The organism is Dactylosporangium vinaceum (assembly GCF_019904175.1).
Taxonomy (GTDB): domain Bacteria; phylum Actinomycetota; class Actinomycetes; order Mycobacteriales; family Micromonosporaceae; genus Dactylosporangium; species Dactylosporangium vinaceum.
On the sequence record NZ_CP061913.1, the window covers coordinates 4,957,243 to 4,980,934 of the forward strand.

Annotated in this window: 23 protein-coding genes; 9 read left to right on the forward strand and 14 right to left on the reverse strand. The window is 75.3% G+C overall.

The genetic code is table 11. The features are described 5' to 3' along the window. Positions 1–293: 293 nt before the first annotated feature. The 7 genes from Dvina_RS22165 to Dvina_RS22195 form a co-directional block, all read right to left on the reverse strand. Positions 294–1,010, reverse strand: a complete 717-nt coding sequence (locus Dvina_RS22165) for an FkbM family methyltransferase (RefSeq protein WP_223104375.1) — start codon at positions 1,008–1,010, stop codon at positions 294–296. Continuing rightward, positions 1,007–2,293: a hypothetical protein gene (locus Dvina_RS22170; protein ID WP_223104376.1), complete on the reverse strand. Its 1,287-nt coding sequence runs from the start codon at positions 2,291–2,293 to the stop codon at positions 1,007–1,009. The genes Dvina_RS22165 and Dvina_RS22170 overlap by 4 nt, the downstream gene beginning before the upstream one ends. Beyond that, entirely contained in the window at positions 2,290–3,555 is a 1,266-nt protein-coding gene (locus tag Dvina_RS22175) for a hypothetical protein (RefSeq protein WP_223104377.1), read from the reverse strand. Before Dvina_RS22175 ends, Dvina_RS22170 begins: the two co-directional genes overlap by 4 nt. Then, positions 3,548–4,585, reverse strand: coding sequence for a glycosyltransferase (locus Dvina_RS22180; RefSeq protein WP_223104378.1), 1,038 nt, complete (start codon positions 4,583–4,585; stop codon positions 3,548–3,550). Before Dvina_RS22180 ends, Dvina_RS22175 begins: the two co-directional genes overlap by 8 nt. Before the next feature lie 28 nt (positions 4,586–4,613). Then, the gene (locus tag Dvina_RS22185; RefSeq protein WP_223104379.1) at positions 4,614–5,708 is read right to left on the reverse strand and encodes a glycosyltransferase family 4 protein; all 1,095 of its coding nucleotides are present in this window, start codon (positions 5,706–5,708) and stop codon (positions 4,614–4,616) included. 115 nt (positions 5,709–5,823) lie between these two features. Further along, on the reverse strand, positions 5,824–6,963 hold the full coding sequence (locus Dvina_RS22190; RefSeq protein WP_223104380.1) for a glycosyltransferase family 4 protein: 1,140 nt from the start codon (positions 6,961–6,963) through the stop codon (positions 5,824–5,826). 142 nt (positions 6,964–7,105) lie between these two features. Next, positions 7,106–7,888 (reverse strand): class I SAM-dependent methyltransferase, encoded by a 783-nt coding sequence (locus Dvina_RS22195; protein ID WP_223104381.1) that lies wholly within the window; start codon positions 7,886–7,888, stop codon positions 7,106–7,108. 83 nt (positions 7,889–7,971) lie between these two features. Between Dvina_RS22195 and Dvina_RS22200 the strand changes: the two genes are divergently transcribed. The 6 genes from Dvina_RS22200 to Dvina_RS22225 all read left to right on the forward strand — a co-directional run bounded on the left by Dvina_RS22200 (position 7,972) and on the right by Dvina_RS22225 (position 12,754). Next, positions 7,972–8,742, forward strand: a complete 771-nt coding sequence (locus Dvina_RS22200; RefSeq protein ID WP_223104382.1) for a class I SAM-dependent methyltransferase — start codon at positions 7,972–7,974, stop codon at positions 8,740–8,742. Between the two features lie 47 nt (positions 8,743–8,789). After that, positions 8,790–9,743: an NAD-dependent epimerase/dehydratase family protein gene (locus Dvina_RS22205; RefSeq protein ID WP_223104383.1), complete on the forward strand. Its 954-nt coding sequence runs from the start codon at positions 8,790–8,792 to the stop codon at positions 9,741–9,743. A gap of 1 nt (position 9,744) precedes the next feature. Continuing rightward, positions 9,745–10,818, forward strand: a complete 1,074-nt coding sequence (locus tag Dvina_RS22210) for a glycosyltransferase family 4 protein (protein WP_223104384.1) — start codon at positions 9,745–9,747, stop codon at positions 10,816–10,818. Further along, positions 10,815–11,420: an arsenate-mycothiol transferase ArsC gene (locus Dvina_RS22215; RefSeq protein ID WP_223104385.1), complete on the forward strand. Its 606-nt coding sequence runs from the start codon at positions 10,815–10,817 to the stop codon at positions 11,418–11,420. The genes Dvina_RS22210 and Dvina_RS22215 overlap by 4 nt, the downstream gene beginning before the upstream one ends. 29 nt (positions 11,421–11,449) lie before the next feature. Beyond that, positions 11,450–11,791, forward strand: coding sequence for a hypothetical protein (locus tag Dvina_RS22220; RefSeq protein WP_223104386.1), 342 nt, complete (start codon positions 11,450–11,452; stop codon positions 11,789–11,791). 129 nt (positions 11,792–11,920) lie between these two features. Then, the gene (locus Dvina_RS22225) at positions 11,921–12,754 is read left to right on the forward strand and encodes a GPI inositol-deacylase (RefSeq protein ID WP_223104387.1); all 834 of its coding nucleotides are present in this window, start codon (positions 11,921–11,923) and stop codon (positions 12,752–12,754) included. Here the strand turns inward: Dvina_RS22225 and Dvina_RS22230 are convergent. Continuing rightward, positions 12,751–13,599, reverse strand: a complete 849-nt coding sequence (locus Dvina_RS22230) for an NAD-dependent epimerase/dehydratase family protein (protein ID WP_223104388.1) — start codon at positions 13,597–13,599, stop codon at positions 12,751–12,753. The two genes, Dvina_RS22225 and Dvina_RS22230, sit on opposite strands and share 4 nt — an antisense overlap. 82 nt (positions 13,600–13,681) lie before the next feature. Here Dvina_RS22230 and Dvina_RS22235 point away from each other — a divergent pair, with 82 nt between their 5' ends. Next, entirely contained in the window at positions 13,682–14,224 is a 543-nt protein-coding gene (locus tag Dvina_RS22235) for a TetR/AcrR family transcriptional regulator (protein WP_223104389.1), read from the forward strand. On the opposite strand, the gene Dvina_RS22240 is transcribed toward Dvina_RS22235, so the two are convergent. Then, entirely contained in the window at positions 14,221–15,708 is a 1,488-nt protein-coding gene (locus tag Dvina_RS22240; RefSeq protein ID WP_223104390.1) for a tyrosine-protein kinase domain-containing protein, read from the reverse strand. The genes Dvina_RS22235 and Dvina_RS22240 overlap by 4 nt on opposite strands. Positions 15,709–15,790: 82 nt before the next feature. Here Dvina_RS22240 and Dvina_RS22245 point away from each other — a divergent pair, with 82 nt between their 5' ends. Both Dvina_RS22245 and Dvina_RS22250 read left to right on the forward strand, forming a co-directional pair. Next, positions 15,791–17,530, forward strand: a complete 1,740-nt coding sequence (locus tag Dvina_RS22245) for a DUF4012 domain-containing protein (RefSeq protein ID WP_223104391.1) — start codon at positions 15,791–15,793, stop codon at positions 17,528–17,530. Between the two features lie 41 nt (positions 17,531–17,571). Next, positions 17,572–18,129, forward strand: coding sequence for a hypothetical protein (locus tag Dvina_RS22250; RefSeq protein WP_223104392.1), 558 nt, complete (start codon positions 17,572–17,574; stop codon positions 18,127–18,129). A 55-nt stretch (positions 18,130–18,184) separates the two neighbouring features. Here Dvina_RS22250 and Dvina_RS22255 read toward each other — a convergent pair whose 3' ends face one another. The 5 genes from Dvina_RS22255 to Dvina_RS22275 form a co-directional block, all read right to left on the reverse strand. Beyond that, positions 18,185–18,601, reverse strand: a complete 417-nt coding sequence (locus Dvina_RS22255) for a DUF4352 domain-containing protein (protein WP_223104393.1) — start codon at positions 18,599–18,601, stop codon at positions 18,185–18,187. 157 nt (positions 18,602–18,758) lie between these two features. Beyond that, the gene (locus Dvina_RS22260) at positions 18,759–19,712 is read right to left on the reverse strand and encodes a hypothetical protein (RefSeq protein ID WP_223104394.1); all 954 of its coding nucleotides are present in this window, start codon (positions 19,710–19,712) and stop codon (positions 18,759–18,761) included. Between the two features lie 54 nt (positions 19,713–19,766). Beyond that, positions 19,767–21,623 (reverse strand): asparagine synthase (glutamine-hydrolyzing), encoded by a 1,857-nt coding sequence (gene asnB, locus Dvina_RS22265; RefSeq protein ID WP_223104395.1) that lies wholly within the window; start codon positions 21,621–21,623, stop codon positions 19,767–19,769. Next, positions 21,620–22,618 (reverse strand): glycosyltransferase family 4 protein, encoded by a 999-nt coding sequence (locus Dvina_RS22270; protein WP_223104396.1) that lies wholly within the window; start codon positions 22,616–22,618, stop codon positions 21,620–21,622. Before Dvina_RS22270 ends, asnB begins: the two co-directional genes overlap by 4 nt. Beyond that, positions 22,615–23,622 (reverse strand): NAD-dependent epimerase/dehydratase family protein, encoded by a 1,008-nt coding sequence (locus Dvina_RS22275; protein WP_223104397.1) that lies wholly within the window; start codon positions 23,620–23,622, stop codon positions 22,615–22,617. The genes Dvina_RS22270 and Dvina_RS22275 overlap by 4 nt, the downstream gene beginning before the upstream one ends. Between the last annotated feature and the right edge of the window lie 70 nt (positions 23,623–23,692).

A 23,692-nucleotide genomic window follows, 5' to 3' on the forward strand; every position in this document is an offset into this window, starting at 1 on the left:
CCAGCGCACCGCCCGCACAGCTCGCCGTGACTCCGGCACGCCGCCCGCACAGCTCGCCGTGACTCCGGCGCACCGCCCGTGCAGCTCGTCCGGATTGCGGCACGGCGCACGGGCAGTTCGTTGCGGTTCCAGCACGCCGCCTGGGCAGCCTGTGGGATTGCGGCACGGCGCCGGTGAAACTGTGTGGAATTGCTGCACACCGCCTGTGCCGGTTATTGGGATTGCGGCACATCGGGTGTGCAGTCGTTGGCGTGACAGCGGGCCTGGCTCGGCGGCCGGTGGGGGAGTTGGGGTCAGCGGAGGCGGGACATGGCGCCGAAGCGGGTGGCGGCCCAGCGGAACAGGGAGGGTGGGAGGGCGGCCCTGGCGATGGAGCGTTGCCAGGCGTAGAGCGGGCGGTGCAGTCCCAGGCGGTAGCGCACGGCGGACAGGCCGGGCCGGGAGCGTGCACAGCAGCGCTCCAGCCAGGCGGCGACGCCCGGGACGTCGTCGGGTGTGGTGTAGTTGACGCCGGCCGTGCGCAGGCGGTGCTCGAGGTCGGCCTGGCGGTGGGCCTGGGAGGGGACCTTGCGCACGTCGAAGTCGACGTAGACCGCACGGACCCAGGAGGTCAACTCGGCGTCCAGGAGGTCCTCGAGGACGTCGCACTCGCTGCCCTCGCAGTTGAGTTTCAGGTATACCTCGTCGTCGGGGCTGAGGTGGGTCAGGAACCAGGCGGCGGTCGAGTGCAGCGTGATGTCCTCGATGTCGGCGCCGATCGGGTCGAGCTGGCGCTTGTCGGCGAAGACGCTGGCGCCGAGCAGGCCGGCGCCGAAGAGGGCCGTGCGGCCGGAACGGTTGGACAGGGCGAGCGCGTGGACGCGCAGACGGCTGTCGCGGTACCGCCGCAGAATCTGACGGCACGACGAAGCCGGCTCGAACGCGTGGACCTCGTCGAAGGCCCACCGCGGGTCCAGCGCGATCTCCACCGTCTCCCCGTGGTGCGCGCCGACGTCGAGGAAGATCTTCATGCGCGGGCTCCGGTGCGGTAGTAGGGGGCGCGGCGGTGGTGCCGGGCGAAGTGCGGGCTCCGATCGGCCGCAGCGCGGACCGGCGGGCGGAACGGCCGGTCGGTGGCCTGGTGGGCGGCGGCGCGAGGCCGGGTCGTGGGCATGGTGAGCATGAGCACGGCGATGAGGGAGCCGGCGTACAGGGGCATCTCGGTCAGGGACATCCCGAGGGCGGCGGTCAGGCTCAGGTAGGCGACCGGGTCCGTCAGCGATTCCCGGCCCAGCAGCCCGCAGTACACCAGAAACAGCAGGAGCCCGACGAGGCCGACGGCTCCGCCGAGGTAGATCCAGAGGTCGTAGACCGGCAGTTGGGAGATCCCGCCGATGCCGCGGGCCTGGGCGGCGGCGGCCGCGGCCCAGCCCTGGCCGGTGAGCGGATGGCGGCGGAACTCCTCCAGGCCGGCGGCGAAGCCGGCGAGGCGGATGCCGGCCGAGCCGGTGTTCAGGTGGAACGTCTGCGTCACCAGCGAGACGAGCGGCAGGAACAGGCCGGCCAGCGCGGGCGGCAGCGCGAGCGGGACCCACCAGCGGCGGGGCAGGACGGCGGCCGCCGTGACGCACGTGGTGGCGAACCAGACCGAGCGTGTGAACGTGCACAGGATCCCGAACACCAGCACGGCGGCCAGCACCCGGCGCAGGCGGCGCGGCCGGTCCGAGGTGGCCACGATGATGAGGCCGCAGACGAGGAGGAAGCCCATGTGTGCGGGGTCGTTGACGTACCGGCCGAAGAACCGGGACGGGAACTGCGGCACGTAGAGCACCAGCTCGACGGCGGCCAGGCCGAGGACGCCGGCGTACAGCCAGCGCTTCGCGGTGGGAGAGTACGTGAGCATGATGCCGAGGCAGGCGTAGACGGCGAGCCAGCCGATTGTCGACTGCTGCCCGAGGCCGGTGAGCGTGACCAGGACCGTCCACATGAAGAACAGGGCGAGGACGACCCGGGACGCGGTGACGCCGACGCCGAGGATGCGGCGGCTGCAGGCGAGGCGGACGAGGTACGCGATCGCCGCCAGGTCGCTCAGGGTCAGCGGGCCGAGCACGGTGTCGTGGCGGCGGATGAGCGTGATGACGACGACCGGCAGCAGGTCGAGCGGGGCCAGCACGAGCGCGGCGAGCAGGAGCAGCAGGTCGGCCGGGACGCCGTACGGGCGGCCGATGACCGTCGAGACAATGCCCAGCGCGATGCCGCCGCCGGTGCGCAGGACGGTGGTCGGCTCGATACGGATGCGCTCGGCGAGTGTCATGCGGCCTCCAGGAGACGGGGGAGGGAGCTGAGCCAGAGCACGGTGCCGAGCCCGGCCACCGCCAGGGCGCCCCACGCGAACCCGGCCGCCGTCCCGGTCAGGTACAGCGCGCCGAGCAGCAGCAGCCCGTCGGCCGTGACCGCTCCCAGCCGCAGCCCGGGCCGGCCCAGCACGAGCGGCAGCGCCTTGGACCAGACGGCGACGGCGCGGACGGCGGCCGCGGCGAGCAGGACGAGCACGACCGGGGCGAGACCGGCGAACGGCGGGCCGTAGACGAGGCCGAGGACCGTGCCCGTGCACGGCACGGCGACCGCGAGCACCACGGCGCCGCCCGCGGCCAGCAGCACGCTGGCCCGCCACAGGTCGCGGCGCAGCGCCCCGAAGTCGCGGGCCATGACGGCGGCGGCCATCCGCGGGAACAGCTGCGGCCCGATCGGGCCGGCCACGTTGAGCAGCAGCCGGCCGGGCGCGAGCGCGATCTTCAGCGTGGTGACCAGCACCGGGCCGCCGAGGACGCCGGCGAGCGCGAGCACGCCCTGGTCGGTGCCGGTGGAGGCGGTCGCGGCGGCCGAGCTCTGCAGCGCGAACCGGAGCATGCCCTTCGGGGCCGGGCCGGGGCGGGGAGCGGGCGGGCCGTACGCGGCGGCCAGCCGGCGGCGGGTCACGGTGAGCAGGACGGCGCCGGCCAGTGCGGCGGCCGCGGCGGTGGCGGCCAGGTAGGCGGCCGGGCCGGCGAGCAGCAGCGCGGCGACCGAGACGACGGCGGTCAGTGCGGCGGCGGCGAGGCGCAGCCGGGCCAGGCGGGGCATCTCGCCGACGAGGGACAGGCCGACGCCGGCGAGCCCGGCCGGTGAGCGCACAACGGCGGCCAGAATCGCGAGGAGGATCAGCACGGCCTGGTGCGGGTCGACCCAGCCGGCTCGGCGGGCGACGAGGGTGAGCAGCGCACCGGCCAGCAGACCGGCCGCGGTCACGGCGAGGTCCAGGCGCAGCAGCCGGTCGAGCAGGGCGGTGCCGTAGCCGCGGGACTCGGCCTGGTAGACCGGGACGTAGCGCAGCGCGATGTCGTCGGTGCGCGGATCGCACAGCAGCGCCCAGACGCCGGCGACGGCCTGGGCGAAGAACACCCGCCCGGCCTCCTGCGCGCCGCCGGTGCGCACGAGCACGACCGCACCGGCGACGGACAGCACCGCCTCGGCCTGGGTGGTGAACGCCATCGACGCGAAGACGCCCAGCTCCCGGCGCAGCAGCAGCTCAGGCATGGCGCGCGTACAGCTCCTCGAACCACTCGGCCGTGCGCGCGATGTCGACGTCCCCGGCGCTGCGGGCGGCACCTTCGCGCAGCCGGCGGTGGGTCCGCGGCTCGGCGGCGGCCAGGATCGCGGTGGCCAGCGCGGCGGGGGAGCCGGGCGGGACGAGCAGCCCGTTGTGGCCGTCGCGGACCAGGTCCGGGATGCCGCCGACGGCCGTGGACACGACCGGGACACCGGCGGCGAGGGCCTCCATGACCACGACCGGCAGGCCCTCGTAGTGGGAGGCGAGCACGAGCAGGTCGGCCGCGGCGATGAGCCGGCCTGCGCGCGGGACCGGGCCGAGGATCCGGACCCGGTCGCCGAGGCGGTGCAGCGCCAGGTCGGCGGCGACGACCGGCTGCAGCGGGCCGGACCCGGCGAGGAGGAACCGGACGGCCGGGTTCGCCGCGGTGACCCGGGCGGCCGCGCGGATCAGGTGGCGGTGGTTCTTCTGGGCCCGGAAGTTGGCCACGTGCACGGCGAGGAAGTCGCTCGCGGTGATGCCGTGCTCGGCCCGGACCGCGGCGGCGCCGGCGGCGAACGCGCGCTGGGCGGCCAGGTCGACGCCGTGCACGCGGGTGGACACGGCCCGTGCGCCGTGCACAGTCGCCGAGCGGGCCACCTGCGGGCTCACCGCGACCGTGTGGTCGTCGAGGCGGCGGGTGAGCCGGTCGAGCAGCATTGTCGGGCGGCGGTACCGGGTGCTGTGCACTGTGGACAGCAGCACGGGCCGGGGCCGGCGCAGCCCGATGGTGAGCCGCAGCGCGACGGCCGGGATCGGCGAGTGCAGGTTCACGACGTCCGGGCGCAGCGCCCGGACCGTCCGGGCGAGCCGGGCGTACAGCAGCGCCCGAGGCCCGCCGCTGAGGTCCACGACGGCCAGGCCGGCCGCCCGGAGCCGGTCCGCGAGCGGTCCGACGGCCGGACGCAGGCAGATGACGGTGTACCGGATGTGCCGTCCCGGCGCGCACAGGAGCCGCTCGGCGAGGAGCGTCTCCACCCCGCCGACGTTGAGCGTCTTGGTGACCTCACACGCGTGCAGGGAGCCGATGGCCGAACACCCCCCGGCGCACGCACCGGCGAAACGCCGTGCCGTACCAGTCCTCGATCTCGCCGGCCACCCGCGGCCAGGCGCGGCCCTGCACGGCCACCGGCCCGTGCTCGTCCCGGCCGGCCGGGAGGGTTCCCAGCACGGCGGCGAGCGCCTCGGCGTCGCCGGCCGGGAACGTGCGGTAGGCCGACGGCGCGATGACCGGGTCGAGCGTCGCCTCGGTGGAGAGCACGACGGGGGTACCGCACGCCAGCGCCTCCAGTGCCGCGGTGGGGATGCCCTCGCCCTTGCCGGGCAGGCGCCGGGACGCGAGGACGAACGCTTCGGCCCGGCCCAGCAGTGCGTAGACCTCGTGGCGCGGCAGCGTGCCCGCAAGCGTGACGAAGCTGTGCCGGGCCAGCTCGTCGCGCAACGGGCCCTCGCCGGCGATGACCAGGTGCGCGTCGGGCCGGGTGGCCCGCAGGCGGTCGACGGCGGCGATGACGGTGTCGTGGCCCTTCACGGGGTCGAGCGCGCCGACGCTGACGATGAGGCCGGGCTCGACCGCGGCCGCCGGCGGGCCGATCGCCGTGAGGTCCACGCCGCTGGACGTGGTCAGGATCGCCTCGGGCTCCACGCCGAGCGCGAGCAGGTCGGCGGTGGGGCGGGCGCCGAGAGCGACGAACGCGTCGACGTGGCGCAGCGCCCACCGGGCCAGTCCGCGATGGCGCAGGTTGAGCGCGCCGTGCACGGTGAGCACGAGCGGCACCCCGAGGCGGCGGCAGGCCGGGCCGATCTGGGCCGCGTCGAGGTAGTCGCCGTGCAGGTGCACCAGGTCGGCCGGCTCGGGGCGGCGCAGGGTGTGCGCGACCTCGGCGCCGAACGCGAGCACGTCGGAGCGCCCGGCGAGAGCCCGGGACCGGGGCGTGACGGCGAGCGTCAGCATGTCGGCGCCGGGGATCGGCTCGCCGTGGCGGAACCCGAGCGTGACCCGGTGCCCGCGGGCGAGCTGCTCGCGGGTGAGCATGTCGACGTGGCGTTCGAGCCCACCCGGCAGCGGCGGCACCCGGTAGCTGACCCGGACGATCCTCATGCGGGCTCCTGTTCGGCGGTGACGATCGCGGCGAGCATGTGCGCGATTCGCTCGGGTGAGCATCGGGGGTGTGCGCGTTCGCGCGCCGGTGTGCCGGGGGCCGCGCGCTGCTGCGTCATGCGGGCCCCTGTTCGGCCTTGACGATCGCGGCGAGCATGTGCGCGATTCGCTCGGGTGAGAATCGGGAGCGTGCGCGTTCGCGCATTCGCGCACCGAGCGCTGCGCGCTGCTGTGCAGACATGGACATCACGTCGTGCACGGCGGCGACAAAAGCCGGCAGATCGCCGACCGCGACGATGTGCGGATAGTCCGCGCCGACGACGTCGACGCTGCCGCCGGCGTCGGTGGTGACGACCGGGACCGCGCACGCCATCGCCTCGAGCAGGACGCGCGCGAAGCCCTCCTCGTAGCTGGGCATGACGACGCAGTCGGCGGCGGCGTACACGGCCGGCAGGTCGCGGTTGGGCACGGCCCCGAGCACCTGCATCCGTTCGCGCACGGCCGCCTGTCCGTCGATGAGCGAACGATCAGGCCCGTCGCCGGCGACCGCCAGCCGCACGGGGCGCGGTGCGGTCGCGGTCACGGCGTCGTAGAGCGGGGCGAGGAGGCGGGCGCCCTTGCGGTACGACAGGCGGTGGACGAACAGGAGCACGAACTCGTCGTCGGACCAGTCCAGCCGTTGCCGTGCCGCCGTGCGCTCCGCGGGGGTGAGTGGTGTGAAGCGGGTCGTGTCGATGTCGTTGTACAGCAGGCGCATCTTGTGCCCGGGCACGTTCCAGCGGGCCGCCATCAGCGGCAGCATCGTCTCCGGGCCGGTCACGAAACCGTGCACGAACGGCACGGTGAGCGCGTTCACGGCCATGCCCACCCGGTCGCGCAGGCGCAGCCGGGCGCCGGGCGGACGCACGTCGGGCAGGCCGCTGCGCCACAGCAGGGTCCGGTGCCGGTACAGCGGGCGGGTCAGGATGAGCACGATGAGAAACAGCGGCGAGTAGCGCAGGAAGTAGGTGTCGTATCCGGCGCGTGCACAGCGGCGGATCGTCAGCGCCGTGCCCAGCATCCGTGCGAGCCGCCCCCGACCGGCGACCCGGTGCACGACCCGGACACCGGGCAGGTGGGCCGGCGGCGTGCCGCGCTCCACGGCCAGGGCCACGTCCAGATGCGTGCCGAGCTCGGCCAGGAGCGCCGGCACATGGGCGAAGTGCTCGGCCGGCGACAGCTGCGGCACGACATACACCAGCCGCGGCACAGGCACAGGCCGCTCGGGCGTAGGCGCCTCAGGCCGGGACGGCACAGACACGAGCCGCTCGGGCATGCCTCGCTCAGGAACGCCCCGCTCGGGCACGTCCGGCTCGGCGATGGCCCGCTCGGAAACGGCCCGCTCCGCTGCGGGCGGCTCAGACACGTGCTGCTCCGACGATTTTGCGGTTGTCGAACAGGAACGCCGGGCGGCGGGAGCGGGCCGCGCAGAAGTCCAGAAAGGCGCGGCTGTCGTCGACGTCGTCGCTGGCCAGCACGCCGCCCTCGGCCAGGTGCGGCCACGCCTCGTCGTATTCGAAGAGCTGGCTGAGGTACATGTGATCGCTGTCGTGGAAGAACAGCTCGATCGGCCCCAGCGCCGCGAGTTCACGGCGCAGCGCCCGGTCCGGGGCGCGCCGGTCGAGGATTGTCAGCCGCCACTGCGGGTGGCCGCCGACGAGCCGGCCCGCGGTGTCGTTGACGTCGAAGCTGTGCAGGGTCCCGGCGCCGTTGCGGGCCAGCGCGGCCAGGATGACGAACGAGGAGCGGCCGTCGGCGACGCCGGTCTCCGCGACGCGGGCCGGGGCGAGCAGCCGGGTCAGGCCGTAGAGCGCGGCGCTCGTCTCGGCCTCGACGCCGTGGGTGCGCGGGTAGTACAGCTCGACGGCGGCGTAGCGGGCGGCCAGGCGGGCGGCGACGGCCGGGTACTCGGCCAGGACCGGCTCCACCGCCGCCGCGGCGAACCCGAGTGCCCGCAGCAGGTCGCCCGCCGCGGTGACGATGGGGCCGCCGCTGGCGGTGAAGTCGCCGATGGCCGGGGCGACGTGCCGCCGGATGCCGGTGCCGAGCGCGCGCACCGCGAGGTAGCCGCCGAGCACGGACGCGGTCCGGGCCGGGCCGGCGTGGCGCAGCCAGCGCCGCACGGTCTCGACTCGCCGCATCCCCCGGCTCCCTCCGCTCGGTGTCTCCTTCATAGTGCAAATTCGCCGTAAAAGTACGGATATGCCACATAAGCTCGGCGGCCATGGGAGTCGCAACCATCGCCCGCAACGCTCTGCGGCCGGGCTACTTCTCCGAGATGGCGCGGAAGGTGTACCTCGCCGGCCGCTACGGCGAGCGCGAGCGCGACGCGGGCCGGCGCTGGGCCGAGCGGCACGCCGAGGACCTCGACGCGTGGTGCCGGGCCCGTGACCCGGACCTGTGGGACGCGTCCCTGGTGTTCGCGGCGCGCATGCGCGAGGACGCCCAGCCGCGCGCCGACGCCCTGCGCGCGGCCGGCATCCACCTCGGCGGGGGCGCCTGCTACCCGCTGCTGCACTTCCTGGTGCGCCGCCACCGCCCCGGGGCCGTCCTCGAGACGGGCGTCGGCGCGGGCTGGTCGAGCCGGGCGATCCTGGCCGCGCTCGACGAGAACGGCGGCGGGCACCTGCACTCCAGCGACTTCCCCGTGTTCCGCCACCCCGAGCCGGAGCGGCACATCGGCTGCCTGGTGCCGCCGTACCTCTATCCACGGTGGACACTGCACGTGCGCGGGGACCGCCGCAACCTCGGGCCGATCCTGGGCGACCTCGCCCGCGCGGGGGCCCGCCCGCAGCTGCTGCACTACGACTCCGACAAGCGCCGCGGCGCCCGCGCCGAGTTCATGCGCCGCGTCGGCCCGGCCCTGGCCCCGAACGCGGTGGTGGTCATGGACGACATCAACGACGACCTGTTCTTCGCCGGGCTCGCGGCCGGGCGGGCCGACGTCGCGGTGTTCTGGTTCGAGGGCAAGTACCTCGGCGTCATCGGCGCGTGAGCTACGCTGCGTATCCAGTAGGACACAATGCGTGAAAGGTGTCAGGCGTGCGCGTGCTCGTCACCGGCGGAGCCGGATTCATCGGATCGAACCTGTGCCGGGAGCTCACCGCCCACCCGGGCGTCAGCCGCGTCGTCGTGCTCGACAACCTCAGCACGTCCACCCTGGACAACCTCGACGGCGTCGACGTGGAGTTCGCCGAGGGCTCGCTGCTGGACCGGCCGCTGCTGGAGGACCTGGTGGCCGGCGTCGACAGCGTGGTCCACCTCGGCGCCCGCTCGTCGGTGCCGCGCTCGATGGCCGAGCCCGTGGCCGCCCACGACGCCAACGTCACCGGCACCGTGTACCTCCTCGAGGCGTGCCGGCGCCGGGGCACCCACGTGGTCGCCGCGTCCTCGTCGTCGGTGTACGGCGGCAACCCCGCCCTGCCCAAGCGCGAGGACCTGGCCACCCGCCCGCTGAGCCCCTACGCGGCCAGCAAGCTCGCCGCCGAGGGCTACGTCACCGCGTACGGCGCCGCGTACCAGCTGCCCGCGCTCGCCTTCCGGTTCTTCAACGTCTACGGGCCGCTGCAGGCGCTCGGCCACGCCTACGCCGCGGTCGTCCCGTCGTTCATGGACGCCGCCCTGCGCGGGGAGCCGCTGCGCATCCACGGCGACGGCCGGCAGACCCGCGACTTCACGTTCGTCGGCAGCGTCGTGCGGGTCCTCACCGAAGCGGTCCTGCGGCGGGTCACGTCGCCGACGCCGGTCAACCTCGCCTTCGGCACGCGGGTCTCGGTCCTGGACCTGGCCGCCCGGGTCGGCGCGGCGCTCGACGTGCCGATCGAGCTGGAGCACCAGCCCGCGCGCCCCGGCGACGCCCGTGACACCCAGGCCGACACCGCGCGGCTGCGCGAGCTGTTCCCCGACGTGGAGGCGGTGCCTATGGAGACCGGGCTCGCGGCGACCGCCGAGTGGGTCCGGGCCCGCCCCGCGTATCGCCCGCTCGCCGTCGCCTGACGTGCCCGCGCCGGTTTCCGTCGTCGTGGTCGGCTCCAGCCCGCTCGGTGACGACGACCCCGTCCTCGACACGGCCCGCGGCCTGGCCGCCCGGCTCGGTGGCCGCTACGACATCGTCGTCCCGGCGGCCGGGGACCGCACCGGCGGCCTCGACCGCGACCCCGTGCACCTGCACCGGTTCGCCGCGCCCGACCGGCTGCGCTACCTGGCCGCGGCCCGGCGTGCCGTCGACCGGGTGAGCCCGGCCGCGGGGGCGGTGCTCATGTCCAGCGACCCGCTGGCCGCCGTCGCCGTGGAGCTGTCCGGGGCCCGGCGCCGCCTGCCGCACCTGTTCCAGGTCCAGGGAGAGGTGGTGCGGCCGGGCCCGGAGTACGGGTCGCGGCTGAAGCGGTACACCCTCGGCGCCGCCACCCGCGCGGCCCTGCGCCGGGCCACCGGTGTGCGGGTCGTCAGCGACGGGCTGCGCACGGCCGTCGCCCCGTTCGCGCGCGGCCCCGTCGCGGCCATCGGCAGCCGCGTCGACACGGCCCGCTTCCACCCCGGTGCCGGATCGTCAGGTCGTACCGTCGTGATGGCCGGCAGCCGCATCCCCGTCAAGAACCACGCCGTCGTGTGCCGCGCCTGGCCCGAGGTGACGGCGGCGTTCCCGGACGCGCGGCTGCTCATCGCCGGCGACGGCCCGCTGCGGCCGGGCGCGCACGACGCATCGGTCGTGCTGGCCGGGCGCGTGGCACCGGACGCGATGCCGGCGCTGCTGGCCGGCGCGCGGTGCCTCGCCCACCCGTCGTGGTCCGAGGGGCGCCCGCGCGCGGTGCTCGAGGCCATGGCGTGCGCGACACCGGTGCTGTGCTCCGACATCCCGGCCCACCGCGAGATCGTCGCGCCCGCCGCCGGCCGGCTGGTCCCGCCGGACGACCCGGGCGCCTGGGCCGCCGCGATCATCGCCCTGCTGCGCGACCCCGGCGGGGCGGCCGCCATGGGCCGGGCCGCCCGGGCCTGCGTCGAGGAGCGCTTCGAGCAGGAGGCCAACCTCGACCGCTACGCCGAGTTCATCCGGCGGGTGGCCGCGGCATGACGCACACGCCGCGGCACGCCGCGCCCGAGCGGTTCCGGATCCTGCTCGTGTGCACCGGCAACCTCTGCCGCTCGCCGATGGCCGAGCTGCTGCTGCGCCGGGCGCTGCGGCCCTTCGGCGACCGGATCGAGCTGGCCAGCGCCGGCACCCACGCCACGCCCGGCGCGGCCATGCACCCCCTCGCCGCCCGGGCCCTGACCGAGCGCGGCGCCGACCCGGCGGGCTTCCGCAGCCGCCGCCTCACCGACGCCGACGTGGCCCACGCGGACCTGGTCCTCACCGCCGGCCGCGAGCACCGCGCGCGGTGCGTCGAGCTGTCACCGGTACACCTGCTGCGGTGTTTCACCGTGCGCCAGTGGCACCGGCTGGCCGGGCACGTCGACACGGCCGCCCTGCCGGCGGGCGCCGATGCGGCCCGGCGGGCCGAGTCCCTGCTCGCCGAGGCGGTCGCCGTGCGCGGCACGGTGCCCCCGCTGGCCCCGGCCGCGGAGAGCCTGCCCGACCCGCTGCGCGCCTCCGCGGAGGCGTTCCACTCCTGCGCCGAGGAGCTCGCGGCGGTGGCCGACCGCCTGAGGGCGCTGCTGCGGCCCACCGTATCCTGAGACCATGGTCGATACGTTGGTGTACCGCCTTGCCTGACGACCCCTACCTGGACAGCATCGTCGCCATCGTCCGCAAGGTGTCCCCGCCGGAGGCCGTGCGCTCGGTGTTCGAGGCCGAGGTCGACGAGCACTACACCGGCATGCGCATGCAGTTCGAGGGCGAGGACGGGCCGCTGGACAGCAGCCGCTGGGCCGAGTTCGCCGACCCGTGGTCGGAGGAGCTCACCAACACCCTGCTGGACCTGCGCGACGCGATGGTGTCCGAGGGCAGCCTGCCGCGCTTCGGTCTGACGTTCACGGTGGATCGCGATGCGGGCTTCGACGTCACCCTGACCTACGACATGCCGGCCGACCTGCCGTGGGTGCACTGAGCGCGGCGGACGCGCCCGCCCGGGCGACCGGGCGGGCGTGACCCGGGCGCCTTCAGCGCGGGCCCGGAGCCGGAACGGGTCAGCCGTTCGGCCATCGGCGGCGGGTGCGGGCTCCGACAGAATGTGCACATGCACGCTCCGATCGTCGCCGTGCACGGCATCGCCAGCCGGCAGCCGGGCCTCGACCCGCCTACCGCGGCGCTGGCCCTGGCCGAGCAGTGGACCGCCCGGCTCGCCGACGGCTACCGCGCGGCGGGCCGGCCCGGCCCGCCGCCACGGCTGGCCGCCGCGTACTACGCGCACCTGCTCGACGTCCGGGCCCAGGACGACCCCGGTGACCTGGACGCGCTGAGCCCACGGGAGCGCGACTGGGCCCGGTCGTGGCTGACCGTCCTGGGTGTACCGCCCGAGGCCGCGCCGGGCTCGCCGGCCCGCCCGCTGCGCCAGGCGCTGGACCGGCTGGCCCGCCGCCGGGGCCGCCCGGCCGAGGCCCTGGGCCGGGTGATGGCCGCCCTGCTGCGCGAGGTCTACGTGTACATGACCCGCCCGGCCCTGCGTGAGCGCTGCCGCGTCGCGGTGGTGGAGGCCGTGGAGCGCAGCGGCGCCCACATCGTCGTCGCGCACTCCCTCGGCACCGTCGTCGCGTACGAGGCCCTGTGCGCCCGCCCCGACCTCACGATCGAGCTGCTCGTCACGCTCGGCTCACCGCTCGGCCTTCCCGGGGCCGTGTTCGACGGTCTGGTGCCGCCGCCCGTCGCCGGCCGCGCCGAGCGCCCCGCGGGCGTGGGCCGCTGGCTCGACCTCGCCGACCCCGGCGACCTGGTCGCGACCCCGGCCCGCCTGGGCGACCGCTTCCCCGCCGACCGGCACGAGGAGGTCGACGTCGGCCCGCTCGACCCGCACACCTTCGGCGGCTACCTGTCCAGCGGCCCGGTCGCCGCCGCCATCGACCCGTACGTCTAGGCCGTGTAGGCGCCGGCCCGGATGTCGTCGAGCAGGCCGGGGCCGGTGGGGTGCCAGCCCAGCAGCGCGCGGGTGGCGGCGCTCGACGCGGCCAGGTGCAGGCCGAAGAAGCCGCCGACGAACCCGAAGTGTCCCGGGTCGGCCACGGATGCCACCGGCAGGTCGAGCGCCTGACCCAGCGCCTCGGCGATGGCCCGGGTGGGGATCGACTCCTCGGCGACCGCGTGCAGCCGGGCCCCCGCGGGCGCGGACTCCAGGCCGAGCCGCAGGAGCCGGGCGGCGTCGCCGCGGTGGACGGCCGACCACGGCGTCGACCCGTCACCGAGGTACGCCGACACGCCCGTGCGCCGGGCCGCGTCGGCGAGGAACTGCACGAAGCCCCAGTCGCCGTGGCCGTGGACGGACGGCGCGAACCGTACGGCGATCGTGCGCACGCCGGGCACGCCGTGGTGCTCGTTGCCGTCCGGGTCGACGTCGCTCTCCAGGACGGGGCGGTCGCCGGCCAGGGCGGAGAGCCCGTCGACGACGACGAGCGGCCGGTCGCTGCCGGCCAGCGCGGCCGCCATGGCCCCGATCGCCGCCCGGTCCGCGCGGTCGCTCTCCTGCGGATCGGCCCAGTCGTGCTTGTTGGCCAGGTGGACCACGGCGTCGGCCGCCCCGGCCCCGCGGCGCAGCGCGTCCAGGTCGTCCAGGTCGCCGCGGGCGGCGGTGGCGCCCTTGGCCTCGAGCGCGTCCGCGGCGGCCGGGGACCGGGCCAGCCCGGTGACCTTGTGCCCCGCGGTGAGGAGTTCGTCGACGGTCGCCGAGCCGATCCAGCCGGTCGCGCCGGTGATGAAGACGTGCATGGGGTACCCCTCCAATTTCGAGCCATTGTGTCTCGAAACCGTAGCACGAAACGAGACACGGTGTCACGCTATGATCGGGGGCGTGATCAAGCCGAGCGGCCGGGTGGGCCGGCCCCGCAGCGAGGAGGCCCGGGAGGCCGTGCTGCACGCGGTCGACGACCTGCTGCTGGAGGTCGGCTACGCGGCGATGACGATGAAGGCGATCGCCGAGCGGGCCGGCGTCGGCCGCCAGACCGTCTACCGGTGGTGGTCGACGAAGGCCGAGATCCTGTTCGAGGCGAGCGCGGCCGACGCCGAGGACGAGCTCGCCGTACCCCCGGCGGACGATGCGCGGGCCGAGATCATCGCGTATCTCGACGCGCTCGTGCGGTTCCTGACGGTCTCGGCGGCGGGTGCCGCATATCGGACGCTGCTCGCCGCCGCCCAGCACGACCCCGCGGTCAAGGCGCTCATCGCGTCGAAGGATGTGCTCGGCGACAGCGCGCGCACCGTCCTCGACCGCGTCGGCGCCGGCCCGGGCCGCACGGTGGCCCGCCTCGTCGGCCCGCCGTTCTTCTGGATCATGACCGGCCGCGACCCGGCCGAGCTCGACACCGCCGCCCTGGCCGCCGAGTTCCTGGGCTAGTGCACCTTCGCGCGGCTGCGGCGGCGGGGGCGGGCGGCCGGGCGGGGTGACGACGCGGCGGACTGGCGGCCGGTCAGGTGCTTGGCTTCCTCGAGCTGGTCGACCAGGCGGGGGCGGTGGCTGGTGTCGTCGCCGTAGCCGTAGTCGTACTGGTAGGTGTAGGCGTCGCCGCCCTTGCCGGGGACCATGTTCAGACCGCAGCCGATGATGGTGGCGTCCACCGCGGCCAGCATGTCCAGGGCCTTGTTCACCTGCGTGCGGGTGGTGTGGCCGTAGCGGACGATGAGCAGCGACCCGTCGGCGTGGGAGGCGGCCACGGCGCCGTCGGTGACCGGCAGGAGGGCGGGGGAGTCGAGGATGATCAGGTCGTAGCGCGACTTGAGCTCCTCGAGCAGCTCGTGCATCCGCGGCGAGGCGAGCAGCTCGCTCGGGTTCGGCGGGATCGAGCCGCTCGGCAGCACCCACAGGTCGTTGCGGCCCAGTGGCTGCAGGACGTCGTCGATGCCGACCTGGCCGATGAGGACGTTCGTGAGCCCGACGGAGCCCTCGACGCCGAGGTAGTCGGCGACCTTCGGGCGGCGCAGGTCGGCCTCGATGAGCAGGATGCGGGCGCCGTCCTGGGCGGCCATGGTGGTGGCGAGGTTCGCCGCGAACGTCGACTTGCCCTCGCTGGGTACCGCACTCACGAGCGCCAGCACCTTGAGCGGCCGGCCCACGTCGACGAACTTCAGGTTGGTCCGCAGCTGCCGGAACGCCTCGGCCCGCGGCGAGAACCCGGCGTCGCCGACGGCCAGCGGCGAGTCCTTGGCGGTGGCGTCGAACGCGACTGTCACGAGGTCCGGCGCGCCGGAGATGTCGCGCAGCGCCTCGGCGGAGCGGATCGACGTGTCGAGGGTCTCGCGCAGCACGGCCAGGCCCACGCCGAGCAGCAGCCCCAGCGCGACCGCGATGCCCATGTTGCGCAGCGGGCGGGGCGCGACCGGCGCGGCCTCCAGGCGCGGCCCGCCGACGACCTCGACCTTGACCGGCGCGGCGGCCGCGTCGGGCGGGGTCTCGAGCTGGCCGACGAGCCGGGTGAACTGCCGGCCGAGCGCCTGGGCGATGCGCAGCGACTGGTCCTTGGACGTGTCGGTGACGGTGACGCGCAGCAGGACCGTGTCCGGCACCACGATGGCGTCCACCTTGGACACGAGCGTGACCGCGCTCATCGGCAGCGCCAGGTCGTCGACGACGGCCTGGCCCAGGCGCTCGCTGGTGAGCAGGTCGGCGTAGGACTTGACGCGCTGCTGGGAGTACAGGCCGCCCTGGTAGGCGTCGCCCGCGCTGCCCTGGTTGGAGGTGGTCACGAAGAACGTGAGCGTGGACGCGTACCGCGGCGTGGTGTTGAGGGTGACGAGCACGCCGAGCACCATCGCGACGGCGAACGTGATGACGACGAACGGCCAGCGTTTACGCAGCACCCGGAGGTAGTCGTGCAGGTTCACGAGCGGAAGCGTATCGCCGGGTTCATCGGATAAATGCGGATTCGTACGAATTGCCGGTTCTGGCGGCCGTACGATGCGCTTCGTGCCCGGCCGACCCCGCACCACCCACCGCCGGCCCGGCAGCCTGCGCCGGCGCCTGATCCCCGCGCTGGTGCTGGCCCTGGTCCCCGTCGCCGCGACGGGCTGGCTCGGGCTGCGTGTGCGGGACGTCCGCGACGAGCTCACCGCCGTGGCCGCGCTCGCTCACCGGCTGCCGCCGCAGCTGCAGTCCGGGGACATCGTCGCGGCCCGGCACACCGCCGACGCCCTGCGCGCCCGCACCCGCGCGGCCGCCGACGCCGTGCGGGACCCGGCCTGGCATGCCGCCGCCGTCACCAGCCGCAGCCTGGCCGCGGTCCGGGAGACGGCGCTCGGGCTGGAGACGCTCGCGCGGGATGCGGTACCACCGCTGCTGGAAACGCTCGGCGCCGGTCTTGATCCGGATGCCCTCGCCCGGGCCGCGCCGAGGCTGGCCGCCGCCGACCGGGCGGTGCAGGGTGTGGTGCACCGCCTCGAGCGGGTCACCCCCGACGGGCTCGCCCCGCCTGTCGCCCGGCCGCTCGCCGAGCTCAAGGCGAAGCTGCGCCTGCTCGCCACGGCCACCCGGGCCGCCGCCGGACTGCCCGCCCTGCTCGGCGCCGACCGGCCCCGCACCTACCTCGTGCTGTTCCAGAACCCGGCCGAGATGCGGGCCACCGGCGGGATGCCCGGCGCCTACGCGGTCCTCGGCGCCGACCGCGGCCGCATCCGCCTGCTGGGCCAGGGCACCGCCACCGGCGGGCTCGGGGCCTTCCCCGCGCCGGTGCTGCCCGTCGACGACGGCGTCCGGCAGCTCTACGGCGAGGACACCGCCAGCCACGCCGCGAACATCAACCTGGCTCCCGACTTTCCCGGCGCGGCCGCGGTAGCCCGCGAGATGTACCGGCGCCGCACCGGCACGACCGTCGACGGCGTCCTGGCCACCGACCCCGTCGCCCTGGCGTACCTGCTGGCCGCGACCGGTCCGGTGCCGGTGCCGGGCGGGGCCACCCTGACCGCCGGCAACGCCGTGCAGCTGCTGCTGTCGGACGTGTACCAGCGGATGCCCGACCAGAGCCGCCAGGACGCGTTCTTCGCGGGCGCCGCCCGGGCGGTGTTCGAGGCGGTGCTCGCCCACCCCGGCCCGCCGGGGCAGCTGCTGCGCGCGCTGGCGCTCGCGGTGCACGAGAAGCGAATGCTGGCCTGGAGCGCGGACCCGGCCGAGCAGCGCCGCATCGCCGGCACGCCCCTCGAGGGCGCGCTGCCGGCCGACGACGCCGGTGCGCCCACCGCCGGCGTCTTCCTCGACGAGGGCGGCGCGTCGAAGCTCGGCTACTACCTGAGCCCTTCGGCGGGCATCGTCAAAGACGACTGCACAAGCGGATCCGGTGGGTACTCCGTGCGCCTCACACTCGCCTCGAGCGCCCCCGCCTCCGGGCTGCCCAGCGGCGTGCTGAGCTGGCCGGCGGTGGTGCCGGACCCCTACACGCTGCGCACCCTGGTCTCCGTCGCCGCCCCGACCGGCTGGACCGTGGGAGAGGCCACAGTGGACGGCGCCCGGGTGTCGATCGTGGACGGTGCCGTACGGGGCCGGATGATCGCGCTGCTCACCGCCGACATCCCGCCCGGCGGGCAGCGGACCGTCACCGTCCGGCTGGCCGCCCCGCGCGCCGGCGCCCCCGCCCCGGCGCTCGTGACGACCCCGCTGGCCAGGCCGTGGACGATAAACCCGGTTTCCACCGGGAAGTGTCCGCCGCCACGATAGGGTGAATCCACAATCACTCTGCGTGAGGCCGGGAGGCTGGCGTGAAGAAAGCGTTGACGTGCGTGGCGGCTGGCGTGCTGGGCACCCTGACCGCGCTCGCCCCGGTGGCCGCGGCCCAGGCGGAGTACCCGCCGTCGACGAACGACGTCGTCGTCGACACGGGCACCGTCGAGTCCGGCGGCGCCGTCACCATGTCCGGCCGCGCCGACCCCGGCTCGACGGTCACGGTCACCGTCTCCTACGGCGGCGCCGCGTCCTCGAACAGCCGCGCCCGCGGCTTCGCCGCCCACGCCGCCGCCGCGCACACCTACACCACGACGGCCGACAGCGCGGGCAACTGGTCGATCAGCATCCCCCTGACCCAGACCGGCACCGCCGTGCTCACCGCCAGCGGCACCTTCGGCACCATCACCCGCACCGTGAGCGTCGCCGCGAGCTCCAACACCTCGACGTCCGACAACAACCTGGCCGTCACCGGCATCGCCGACGGCAACCTCCCGCTCATGGCCCTGACCGGCTCCGGCGCCGTCATGCTGGGCGGCATCCTGGTCTACGGCGCCACCCGCTGGCGCCGCCGCACCCGCAACGCCGAGTCCTGAGGCACCCGAACCGGCCCGAACGGCCGCCGCCGCCCCGGCGGCGGCCTCGGGTGTTCTACAGCGCCCAGTACCCGGCGTCGCCCTCGGCCAGGATCGACTTCAGCGCGACCTTCCCGCCGGTCTGGGCGTCCTTGGCCACGTCGAACCAGACGGTGCCGCTCGCCTTCTGCCCGGACGCGAGGTCGTTCGCCGACAGGTCCTTGCCGTCCAGGGCGATTGTCGAGTCGAACGCCGTGCCGTCCTTCGCGACGAGCTTGAACGAACCCGAACTGATCGAGTACTTGCCCTGCCGCACGAGCACCTGCACGTCGGCCGTGACGAACTGGCCCTTGCCCGGCTTGCTGAACCCGTCGGCGCTCTTGACATTGTACTTGACGTTCGTCACCGTCACGTCGACCACCGTGGTCGTGCCGAGCAGCGACTCCTTGAGCTGCAGCGTCTCGCCGGCCTTGACCGTCGCCGGCCCGGCCATTCCGGTTGAGGCCGCACAAAGCCTTGTGGTGCAACGGGTCCGGCGGGCGCCGCGGTCCGATGGCGACCCGGCCGGACGCCATACTCCACTTCGGACGGTCGCTCGGCCGGCCCGGGCCGGGTCGTGAGGCCCGGGTCGGTGTGGGCCGGTCGTGTCCCTAGACGGCCCGCTCGAGTTCGGCGGCGAGGGCCGGGGTGCCCTGGCGGACGGCGCTGCCGGAGGCGGTCTCGAAGAGCAGGCGGTGGCAGCCGTCGAGCTCGAAGTACACGGCGCCCAGGTTGTCGTCCGCGCGGCGGATCAGGGCGAAGCGGCCCGCGTTCGCGGTGCACGGGGCCGGTGGGCCCGCGGCCAGCAGCTTCGTGCGCAGCGGGGCCCAGGCGGCCGCGGAGATCTGGCCGCCGCGCTCGAAGCGGCCGGCCGGTTTGTCGCCGGCCTGCTCGGCCGGCGCGACGGTGTACAGGCACACGCGCATCTCGCCGGTCGGGGCGTCGGGCTCGGCGCCGGGGAGGCGGCCGCCCGCGGTCTCGGCGGCGACCATGTTGCCGTAGCCCATCGGGCAGCCGCTCGCGGCCGAGGACGCCGAGCGGCTCTCGCCCAGGACCGTGGTGGCCACGACGGTCAGCTGGGCGTGCTCGACGGCGGTGCGGGCCTCGAAGCGGATCTTGCCGCAGGCGTCGGCCGCGACACCCGGGCGCAGCCAGTGCCCGGCGGCGTCGAGCACGGCGAACCAGGCGATGCCGGGCAGGTCGGCGGTGCAGGGGTTGTCGGTGAGCGGGGCGCTGGGCAGGCGCAGGGCGGCCGTCACGGCGGCCACGTCGCGGCCGCGGCGCTCCCGCAGCACGAAGTCCTCGCCGCCGTCGGGCCGCTCCTGGAGGCCGGACGAGCACACGACGAGCTCGGCCGGTTCGAAGCCGGCCGGGAGGCGGGGCAGGCTCAGCACGATCGTCGGCTCGAAGGCGTTCGGGTCGACCTCCTGCCGGCAGGAGGTCCAGGCGTCGTGGATCTCGGGGGCGCCGCTGGGCGGCGGGGCCGGGTCGCCCGGCCGGTCCGCCCGCGCCCCGCAGGCGGCCAGGGCGGCGAGCACGGCGACGAGGAGCGTGACGGTTCGCATGCCCCTACGACGCGGCGCGGGCCCGCAGCGGTTCCCCGCGGCCGCCCGGGAATCTCAGACGGGCAGTGCGGCGGCGCGGGGGGCCTGGTCGACGAACGCGCGGTGCCAGAGCTCGAGCTGCATCAGTGCCCAGATACGGGGGGCCTCGTCGTGGCCGGCGGCGTGGCGCTCGAGCAGGCCCCGCACGGCGGCGGGGTCGAAGAGCCCGCGGCCGCCGGCGGTCGGGCCGGTGAGCAGGTCGTGGGCCGGGTCGCGCAGCGGACCGCGCAGCCACGCGGCGACCGGGATGGCGAAGCCGCGCTTCGGGCGGGCGAGGACCGGTGCGGGCAGCCAGCCGGCGAGGGCGCGGCGCAGCAGGACCTTCGTGCCGCGCCCGGACGCCTTGAGGTGCTGCGGCAGCGCGCCCGCGAACGCCATCAGGTGCTGGTCCAGCAGCGGCGAGCGGGCCTCGATGGAGTGGGCCATCGTCGTCACGTCGACCTTGGCCAGCAGGTCGCCCGGCAGGTACGTGTACAGGTCCACATCCATCGCCCGCCCCGCGCCCGCGGCGGCCCGTGAGCGCTCCCACTCGTCCCGGGCGATCGCGAGGCTGTCCACGCCGGCCGGCCCGGGCGGCCGGTCCGGGTGGTACAGCCGCGCCTTCTGCGCCGGCGTGAACAGCGACATCACCGTCGTGTAGCGGTCGGCCGGGGCCAGGCCCAGGGTGCGCACGGCGCGGCCCAGCCGGGGGTGCACGCCGGTGAGCCGCGACCCGAGCCGGTCGAAGGCGGCCGGGAAGCCGAGCGCCGGGACGTGGCGGAGGGCCTGGGCCAGGGTGTACCGCGAGTATCCGCCGAACACCTCGTCGCCGCCGTCACCGTTGAGGACCACCGTCGCCCGCCCGGCCGCGAGCGCGGCGACCTGGAAGCTCGGCACCGCCGAGGAGTCGGCGAACGGCTCGTCGAAGTGCCAGGCGATGCGGGCCAGCAGGTCGGCCGAGGGCGCCTCGAGGACGAGCTCGTGGTGCTCGGTGCCGTAGCGCTCGGCGACCAGGCGCGCGTACGGCCGCTCGTCGAACGCCGCGTCCGCGAAGCCGATCGAGAACGTGCGCACCGGCTCCGGGCTCAGCCGGGCCATCGCGGCCACCACCGCCGAGGAGTCCACGCCGCCGGAGAGGAACGCGCCGACCGGGCGCTCGCCGGCCAGCCGGACCCGCACGGCGTCCAGGAGCAGCTCGCGCAGGCGGGCCTCCGGCTCGTCGGGCACCTCCCGCGGCTCGCTGCCGAGCCGCCAGTACCGTCCGATGCGGACCTTCCCGGCCTGCCACGTCAGCACGTGGCCGGGCGGCAGTTTGGCGACGCCGGCGAAGATGCTCCCGGGCGCCGGCACGTACCCGTACGTCAGGTAGTGGTGCAGCGCCACCGGGTCGAGGCGCCTGTCCAGGGCCGGGTCCGCGAGCAGCGCCTTGGCCTCCGACGCGAACGCCAGCCCGGCCCCGTCGGCCCGCCAGTAGAGCGGCTTCTTGCCGACCCGGTCGCGGGCCAGCAGCAGCCGGCCCCGGCGGGCGTCCCAGAGCGCGAACGCGAACATGCCCCGCAGGTGCCGCACGAGGTCGTCGCCGTGCTCCTCGTACAGGTGGACCAGGCACTCGGCGTCGCCGTCGGAGGTGAGGCGGTGGCCGCGGGCCCGCAGCCCGTCGCGCAGCTCGCGGTAGTTGTACAGCTCACCGTTGCAGACCGCGACGACGGTGCCGTCCTCGCTGCGCACCGGCTGCCGGCCGCCGGCGACGTCGACGATCGCCAGGCGGCGCATGCCGAGCGCGGCCCGGTCGTCGGCGTAGAGGCCGTGCCCGTCCGGGCCGCGGTGCACGAGCGTGGCGCACATCCGCTCGGTCAGGGCCCGGTCCGGCGGTCCGGCCCCGGGAGCGCTCACGACGCCCGCGATACCGCACATACCGGCACCCGCAGCAGTGCTGTCACGGCGGCCGTGGTCGCGCACAGCCACACGACGAGGCCGGCCACCGCGGTCACCGTGCCCGCGCCGACCAGGACGGCCAGGGTCGCGGCCGCACCCGCACCGCTCGCGAGGACGCCGGCGACCTGGCCCGCGGACAGCCCGACGGTGCGCAGGCGGTGGGCGGTGTGGTCGCGGCCGCCGAGGTACCACTTGCGCCCGGCCCGCCGCCGCGAGATCACCACGAGCGCGGTGTCCAGCAGCGGCAGCAGGCCGACCAGCAGGACAGTCGCGGCCGCGGGCAGCGGGGCGGGCGGCGCGACCAGGACGGCGCCGGTGGCGAGGGAGAAGCCCAGGAACAGCGAGCCCGCGTCGCCCATGAAGATCCGGGCGGGCGGCCGGTTGTGCCACAGGAACCCGGCGCAGGCACCGGCGAGGCACAGCAGCGGCACCGTCAGGGTCGCGGTGCCGAGGCCCAGGACGAGCGCGACGACGCCGACCGCCGCGGCCGCCGCCCCGTCCATGTTGTCCAGCAGGTTCACGGCGTTCGTGAGCAGCACGATCCAGGCGACGGTCGCGGCCGCGTCGAGCCACCAGACGCCGCTGAGCGCGAGCCGCACCCCGGCGAGCACGACGAGCAGCGCCGCCCCGGTCTCGACGACCAGCCGCAGCACCGGCCCGAGCGGCTCGACGTCGTCGGCCAGCCCGGTCGCGGCGACGACGAGCGCGGCGACGGCCACGACCGTCAGCTTCGGCGGCGCCCCGAAGAGGACGGCCGCGCCCGCGGCCGGGCCGAGCGTGCCGGCGACGATGGCCAGCCCGCCGAGGTACGGGATCGGCTCGCGGTGCTGCTTGTAGCCGCCGGGGCGGTCGGTGACGCCGAGGCGCAGGGCCAGCCGCCGGCAGCCCTCGGTCGCCGCGGCCGAGAGCAGCACCGCGATGACGAACACCGCCGCGATGACGGGTGCAGTCACGAAAGCACCAGCTGCGCCGCCGCGTCGTGCTCGTGCCGGGCCTCGGCGATCATCTCGCCGAGGACGTCGAGCAGGCCGTAGCGCGGCGCCCAGCCGGTCAGCGCGCGCAGCCGGCCGGTGTCCGGGACGCGGCGGTGCATGTCCTCGAAGCCCGAGCCGTAGGCCTGGTCGTAGGGGATGAGCTCGATGGGCGACGAACTGCCGGCCAGCTCGATGACCAGCTCGGCGACGCGCAGGATCGACGTTTCCTCGTCCGCGCCGACGTTGAACGTGCCGCCGGTCGCCGCCGGGTCGCCCAGCAGCGCGAGCATCGCCCGCACCGCGTCGGAGACGTGCGCGAAGCAGCGGGTCTGCCGGCCGGTGCCGAAGACGGTGAGCGGCTCGCCGGCGACGGCCTGGCGGACCAGGCGCGGGATCACCATGCCGTAGGACGGGCTCTGCCGCGGGCCCACGGTGTTGAACAGCCGCACGACGATCGTCGGCAGGCCGCGCTCGTGGTGGTAGGCGTTGGCGAGGATCTCCTCGACCGCCTTCGCCGTGCTGTACGACCAGCGGGTCACGGCGGGGCTGCCGAGGACCCGGTCGGCCTGCTCGTCGAGGGGGCCGCTGGAGTTCTTGCCGTAGATCTCCGAGGTGCTGGCGACCATGACGGTGCGCCGGTACCGGTACGCGGCCGCGATCACGATCTCGGAGCCGCGGATGTTCGTGGTGAGCGACTTCAGCGGCTGCTCGACGATGAGCTTGACGCCGACCGCCGCGGCCAGGTGCACGACGATGTCCGCCTGGTGCACGAGCTCGTCGACGACGACCTCGTCGAGGACGGAGCCCTGCACGAACCGGAAGTGCGGGTGGCCGCTGGCCGCGTCGAGGTTGGCCAGGCGGCCGGTGGAGAGGTTGTCGAGCACGACGACCCGGTCCCCGCGGGCGAGCAGGGCATCGGCGAGGTGCGAGCCGATGAACCCGGCCCCGCCGGTGATGAGGTAGGTCTGGGCACGGCTCGACATGGGGTGGTCCTCCGAGAGGTGAGAATCGCTCCTCTCGGTTCTACTGGATGAAGCCGCTTGAAACGGACGA